Annotated in this window: 7 protein-coding genes; 5 read left to right on the plus strand and 2 right to left on the minus strand. The window is 66.0% G+C overall.

The window, feature by feature from the left end:
- Nucleotides 1-97: 97 nt before the first annotated feature.
- From NMG10_RS10690 to NMG10_RS10700, 3 genes are all read left to right on the plus strand, one after another.
- The gene (locus tag NMG10_RS10690; RefSeq protein WP_254464320.1) at nucleotides 98-1,117 is read left to right on the plus strand and encodes a Glu/Leu/Phe/Val dehydrogenase dimerization domain-containing protein; all 1,020 of its coding nucleotides are present in this window, start codon (nucleotides 98-100) and stop codon (nucleotides 1,115-1,117) included.
- Nucleotides 1,118-1,232: 115 nt separating this feature from the next.
- Nucleotides 1,233-1,874: an MBL fold metallo-hydrolase gene (locus NMG10_RS10695; protein ID WP_232855705.1), complete on the plus strand. Its 642-nt coding sequence runs from the start codon at nucleotides 1,233-1,235 to the stop codon at nucleotides 1,872-1,874.
- A 95-nt stretch (nucleotides 1,875-1,969) separates the two neighbouring features.
- A complete protein-coding gene (locus tag NMG10_RS10700) occupies nucleotides 1,970-2,689 on the plus strand; it encodes an OmpA family protein (RefSeq protein WP_028689530.1) in 720 nt (239 codons plus the stop codon).
- Between the two features lie 145 nt (nucleotides 2,690-2,834).
- Here the strand turns inward: NMG10_RS10700 and pta are convergent, their stop codons facing one another.
- Together pta and NMG10_RS10710 are read right to left on the minus strand one after the other, a co-directional pair.
- Nucleotides 2,835-4,925, minus strand: a complete 2,091-nt coding sequence (gene pta / locus NMG10_RS10705; RefSeq protein WP_203650604.1) for a phosphate acetyltransferase — start codon at nucleotides 4,923-4,925, stop codon at nucleotides 2,835-2,837.
- A gap of 32 nt (nucleotides 4,926-4,957) precedes the next feature.
- Nucleotides 4,958-5,260 (minus strand): DUF3565 domain-containing protein, encoded by a 303-nt coding sequence (locus NMG10_RS10710; protein WP_232855704.1) that lies wholly within the window; start codon nucleotides 5,258-5,260, stop codon nucleotides 4,958-4,960.
- Here NMG10_RS10710 and NMG10_RS10715 point away from each other — a divergent pair.
- Together NMG10_RS10715 and NMG10_RS10720 are read left to right on the plus strand one after the other, a co-directional pair.
- On the plus strand, nucleotides 5,259-5,744 hold the full coding sequence (locus NMG10_RS10715) for a peptidylprolyl isomerase (protein ID WP_050706853.1): 486 nt from the start codon (nucleotides 5,259-5,261) through the stop codon (nucleotides 5,742-5,744). The genes NMG10_RS10710 and NMG10_RS10715 overlap by 2 nt on opposite strands.
- Before the next feature lie 146 nt (nucleotides 5,745-5,890).
- Nucleotides 5,891-6,373: a glutathione peroxidase gene (locus NMG10_RS10720; RefSeq protein WP_203650605.1), complete on the plus strand. Its 483-nt coding sequence runs from the start codon at nucleotides 5,891-5,893 to the stop codon at nucleotides 6,371-6,373.
- Nucleotides 6,374-6,476: the final 103 nt, after the last annotated feature.

Consider the following 6,476-nt stretch of genomic DNA (forward strand, 5'->3'; position numbering starts at 1 on the left):
TAGCCCTGGCGCGGCTTTTCGTCCAGTGGTCCGCCCGTGCGGTGTCCGGCCTCGACCTGTTTATACTGGTAGGAGCACCTCGTTGGGGAGCCCGTCCATGTTCGAGCTCATGCAAAGCACCCGCGCCCAGTCACTGCACCTGTTCATCGACCCACCCACGGGCCTGAAGGCCGTGGTGGTGATTCACAGCGAACAGCTGGGACCGGCCATGGGCGGCTGCCGCTACCTGCCCTATGCCGACGACGAGAGCGCCATGACCGACGCCATCCGCCTGGCCCAGGGCATGAGCTACAAGGCGGCCCTGGCCGGGCTGCCGATGGGCGGTGGCAAGGCGGTGATCGTGCGCAATCCGCACGTGGAGAACCGCGCAGCGCTGTTCCAGGCCTTCGGCCGCTTCGTCGACAGCCTCCAGGGGCGTTTCATCACGGCGGTGGACAGCGGCACCTCGACCCTCGACATGGACTGCATCGCCCAGTCTACCCCCTACGTGACCAGCACCACCGCCTCGGGCGACCCGTCGCCCCACGCGGCCATGGGCGTGTTCGCTGGCATCCGCGCCACCTCCATGGCCCGGCTGGGCAGCGACAACCTGGAGGGCCTGCGGGTGGCGGTGCAGGGCCTGGGCAACGTGGGCTATGCCCTGGCCGAGCAACTGCATGCGGCGGGCGCCGAGTTGCTGGTCAGCGACCTGGACCCAGGCAAGGTGCGCCTGGCGGTGGAGCAGTTCAGTGCCCAACCGGTGGCCCATGAGGCCTTGATCAGCACCCCGTGCGACATCTTCGCCCCCTGTGGCGTGGGGCCGGTGCTCAACAGGCAGAGTGTGATGCAGTTGCGTTGCGCGGCGGTGGCGGGGTCGGCGAACAACCAGCTGACCACCTTGGAGGTGGCCGACCAGTTGGAGAATCGGGGGATCCTGTATGCACCTGACTACGTGATCAATGCGGGCGGGTTGATCTATGTGGCGTTGACCCATCGTGGGGAAGCCGCGGGCACCATAACCGCGCACCTGGCGCGAATTCCCACGCGGCTGACCGAGGTGTTCGCCCATGCCCAGGCGGAGAAACGCTCGCCGGCAAGGGTGGCGCAGACGTTGGCGGAGCGGTTGCTGTATGGCTGAGGCTCAGACTGGCCGCTTGTGGTGAAGATCGTTCCTCAATACCATCGAAAGGACCTCCGTCTTATTGCGCAGGGCGACTCCGAGCGGTCGTCATCTGTGATGTTTCCAGGTAGACATGAACCCATTACCCACCCTTATCCGCGAAACCTTCCCCGTCGGCCCTTTGCAGTGCAACTGCACCCTGATCGGCGACCCGCTGAGCAAGAAGGCCATCGTCGTCGATCCGGGCGGCGACGAGCAGAAGATCCTCGCCCGCCTGCAGCACCATGGCCTGACCCTGGTGAGCATCATCCACACCCATGCCCACTTCGACCATTTCCTCGCCTCGGGCAAGCTCAAGGAGCTGACCGGTGCCACGCTGCACCTGCACAAGGCCGACCAGCCGCTGTGGGAAAACCTGGAAATGCAGTGCCAGATGTTCGGCATGCCCTACACCCCGGTGCCGTCGCCGGATCGCTGGCTGAGCGATGAGGAGGAGCTGGCCTGCGGCTGCGGCGTGGCGCTGCACACCCCAGGGCATACGCCGGGCTCGATGAGTTTCTGGTTCGCCGAGCACAAGCTGCTGATCGCCGGCGATACCCTGTTCCGCCGTGGTGTCGGGCGCACCGATTTGTGGGGTGGCGATCAGCGGGCTATCGTTCGTTCCATCAAGGAACGGCTGTACCGCCTGGATGAGGAAGCCATCGTGGTGACCGGTCATGGTCCGGACACCTGCCTCGGCGACGAGATGCGCGAGAATCCGTTCGTGCGCGCCTGAGGTTTCATGGAATTTTTCCGCCGCGCTGCAATCCAAGGCTGGCATAGATCCGTAGGCGATCCGCTGCACTTTTGAATTTCAGTAGGAGCTTGTCCATGTTCACCATGCGTCGTCTGATTATCGTCGCTACCGCCGCCGCCCTGATGTCCGGTTGTGCCAGCCCCAACCCGTATGACAACCAGGGCCAGGCGCAGGGCTCCACAGGGATGAGCAAGACCGCCAAGTACGGTGGCCTGGGCGCGCTGGCCGGCGCCATCGCCGGTGCCGCCATCGATCACAACAACCGCGGCAAGGGCGCGCTGATCGGCGCCGCCGCGGTGGGCGCCGCCGCCGCCGGCTACGGCTACTACGCCGACAAGCAGGAAGCCGAGCTGCGGGCCAAGATGGCCAACACCGGCGTCGAGGTGCAGCGCCAGGGCGACCAGATCAAGCTGATCATGCCGGGCAACATCACCTTCGCCACCGATTCGGCGAACATTTCCCCGAGCTTCTACTCGCCGCTGAACAACCTGGCCAACTCGTTCAAGCAGTTCAACCAGAACACCATCGAGGTGGTGGGCTTCACCGACAGCACCGGCAGCCGCCAGCACAACATGGACCTGTCGCAGCGCCGTGCCCAGGCGGTCAGCACCTACCTGACTTCCCAGGGCGTGGACTCGTCGCGGGTCAGCGTGCGTGGCATGGGGCCGGACCAGCCGATCGCCAGCAACGCCGACGCCAATGGCCGTGCGCAGAACCGCCGGGTCGAGGTCAACCTGAAGCCGATCCCGGGTCAGCAGTATGACCAGCAGGGGACTGTGCAGCAGTATCCGTAAGTTATAGTTCTGAACTGATGGGGCTGCTTCGCGGCCCTTCGCGGGTAAACCCGCTCCCACAGGGTTTGTGCATGACTTTGGCCTTGCGCGATACCTGTGGGAGCGGGTTTACCCGCGAAGGGGCGCGTAGCGGCCCCATCTGTTTTCAGCGCTCGGTACTGGCCTGGATCGCCGTCAACGCGATGGTATGCACGATATCGTCCACCTGCGCCCCACGGGGCAGGTCGTTGACCGGTTTGCGCAGCCCCTGCAGCATCGGCCCGAGGCTGACGCAGTCGGCGCTGCGCTGTACCGCCTTGTGGGTGGTGTTGCCGGTGTTCAGGTCGGGGAACACGAACACCGTGGCGCGTCCGGCCACCGGGCTCGACGGCGCCAGTTGCCGGGCGATCTCGGGGTTGGCAGCGGCGTCGTACTGCAACGGCCCGTCGATCACCAGGTCGTGCTCGGCCTGTTGCGCCAGGCGCGTGGCCTCGCGCACCTTTTCCACTTCCTCGTCGCTGGCCGCCGAATCGCTGGAATAGCTGAGCATCGCCACCCGTGGCGCGATGCCGAACGACTCGGCGGACTCGGCGCTCTGCCGGGCGATTTCGGCGAGCTCCGCGGCACTGGGGTGCGGGTTCATCACGCAGTCGCCGTAGACCAGCACCTGGTCGGGGAACAGCATGAAGAACACCGACGACACCAGGCTGCTGCCTGGCGCGGTCTTGATCAGCTGCAAGGCCGGGCGGATGGTGTTGGCGGTGGAGTGCACCAGGCCGGAGACCAGGCCGTCCACCTCGCCGAGGGCGAGCATCATGGTGCCGATCACCACCGGGTCTTCCAGTTGCTGTTCGGCCATCGGCGCGTTGAGGTTCTTGCTCTTGCGCAGCTCGACCATGGGTTCGACATAGCGGCCACGGATCAGCTCGGGGTCGAGCACTTCCAGGTCCGGCGGCAGGCTGATGCCCTGGGCGCGGGCCACGGCCTGCACGTCCTCGGGCTTGGCCAGCAGCACGCAACGGGCAATGCCACGGGCCTGGCACAGGGCGGCGGCCTGCACCAGCAGGGGCTCGGCGCCCTCGGGCAGGACGATGCGCTTGTTGGCCTGCTGGGCGCGCTGGATCAGCTGGTAGCGGAACACCGCCGGCGACAGGCGCAGTTCCCGTGGCGTGCCGCAACGCTGGTGCAGCCAGGCGGCGTCCAACTGGCCGGCGACGAAGTCGGTGATGAACTCGGCGCGCTCGCGGTCGTCCACCGGGATCTCGCGGTTCAGCGAGTTGAGCTGGTTGGCGGTGTCGTAGGAGCCGGTGCTCACCGACAGGATCGGCAGGCCGGCCTGCAGGGCGCCGCGGCACAGTTCGAGGATGCGCGGGTCGGGCTTGCTGTCGCTGGTCAGCAGCAGGCCTGCCAGGGGCACGCCGTTGATCGCGGCCATGCACACGGCGAGGATGATGTCGTCGCGGTCGCCCGGCGTCACCACCAGGGTGCCGGAGGTCAGCAGCGGCACGGTGTTGGCCACGGTGCGGGCACAGATGATGATCTTGCTCATGCGCCGCTGGTCGTAGTCGCCGGCGTTGAGCACCTGGGCACCGAGCAGCTCGGCCACGTCGCGGGTTCGCGGGGCGTTGAGCTCGGCCTGGTAGGGGATGCAGCCGAGCAGGCGGAAGTCGTTGCCACGCAGCAGCGGCGAATGCTCGCGCAGGCGCGTGGCGAAGTCGGCCATGCTTTCGTCGGTGCGCACTTTGTTGAGAATCACACCGAGCACCTTTGGGTCCCGCGGGCCGCCGAACAACTGGGCCTGCAGCTCGACGCGGCCGGACAGCTCGCTCAGTACCTCGTTCTCCGGCGCCGACACCAGGATCACCTCGGCGTCGAGGCTCTTGGCCAGGTGCAGGTTGACCCGGGCGGCATAGCTGGCGTGGCGGGTCGGCACCATGCCCTCGACCACCACCACGTCCTTGCCGACGCACGCCTGCTGGTAGAGGCGGATGATCTCCTCGAGCAGTTCATCGAGTTGGCCGTCACCGAGCATGCGCTCGACATGCCCCAGGCTCAGGGGCGTGGGCGGCTTGATGCCGTGGGTGCGGGCGACCAGTTCGCTGGAACGCTCCGGGCCGGTGTCGCCGGGGTGCGGCTGGGCGATCGGCTTGAAGAAGCCGACCTTGAGCCCCGCGCGCTCCAGGGTGCGCACCAGGCCCAGGCTGATGGAGGTCAGGCCGACACCGAAGTCGGTCGGCGCGATGAAAAATGTCTGCATGCGTGCTTCTCGAAATAAGCGGTGCAAGGAATTCAGCGGCCAAGGGTATCGCTAACCGCCCCTTGTGCGCACCAGCCACAGGCGAATACCTGGCCGATGCGTCGGGCGCGTTCGTCGGCGTCGAGCACCCAGGGCCGCGCCTGCCACGGCGGCTGGTGGCGCAGGTGCTGGGTGTGGCCGCAGGACAGCTCGACCACCCAGTGGCCCTCCTCGTCGAGGCGAAAGCCGGTGATCCGACTGATGGGCGGCCCTTGGTCCGAGTCGCGTTCGCAATCGGTCGATGCGTTGGTTACACTTGTCCGTTCTACATTCTTTTGCAAAAGGTCTTGCCCCATGCTGATCGCCGCCAACAAGGCTGTCTCCATCGACTATACCCTCACCAACGACGCTGGTGAGGTCATCGACAGCTCCGCCGGTGGTGCGCCGCTGGTCTACCTGCACGGTGCCGCCAACATCATCCCGGGCCTGGAAAAAGCCCTGGAAGGCAAGCAGGCCGGTGACGAGCTGACCGTTGCCATCGAACCGGAAGAAGCCTACGGCGAGTACTCGGCCGAACTGGTCAGCACCCTGAACCGCAGCATGTTCGAAGGCGTCGACCAACTGGAAGTCGGCATGCAGTTCCACGCCTCGGCGCCGGACGGCCAGATGCAGATCGTCACCATTCGCGACATCGACGGCGACGACGTGACCGTCGACGGCAACCACCCGCTGGCTGGTCAGCGCCTGAACTTCAAGGTCAAGGTTGTCGACGTGCGTGACGCCAGCGAAGAAGAAATCGCTCACCGTCACATCCACGGTGAAGGTGGCCATCACCACTGATTTTCTGCGCTAAGCTCAGAGAGTCGCCAGGCGCTCGGGCAAGCCGGACTTGCCCTCCTCAGGAGGGTGGACGGTTTGGCCGCGCGCCTTTTTAGTGGGCGGGATTCGCCCCAGCGGCAATCGGGAACCTGAGAGGGGATTTCATCATGAGTGCATTTCACGACCTGACGTTGAAGGCGTTGAACGGTGAGGACCTGCCGCTGGCCCCGTTCAAGGGCCAGGTGGTGCTGGTGGTCAATGTCGCCTCCAAGTGCGGGCTGACGCCGCAGTACAAGGCCCTGGAGAACCTGTATCAGGATTACCGGGACAAGGGCTTCAATGTGCTGGGCCTGCCGTGCAACCAGTTCGCCGGCCAGGAACCTGGCAGCGAGAAGGAAATCCAGGAATTCTGCAGCCTCAACTATGGGGTGAGCTTCCCGCTGGGCGCCAAGCTCGAGGTCAACGGCCCGCAGCGTCATTCGCTGTACCGCCTGCTGGCGGGCGAGGGCGCCGAGTTCCCCGGCGATATCACCTGGAACTTCGAGAAGTTCCTGGTTGGCAAGGATGGTCGGGTGCTGGCGCGTTTTGCCCCGCGTACCGCGCCGGACGATCCGACCGTGGTGCAGGCGATCGAGAAGGCGCTGGGCTGATCCATACCCACACCCCTGTAGGAGATTACGCAGCCCTTCCTGGCTGCGCTGTCGCGCAGGGAACAGGGTTCCAGCGTGGGGGGGGGGGGGGGGGGGGGGGGGG

It is taken from the genome of Pseudomonas sp. DVZ6, assembly GCF_024259445.1.
GTDB lineage: Bacteria > Pseudomonadota > Gammaproteobacteria > Pseudomonadales > Pseudomonadaceae > Aquipseudomonas > Aquipseudomonas peradeniyensis.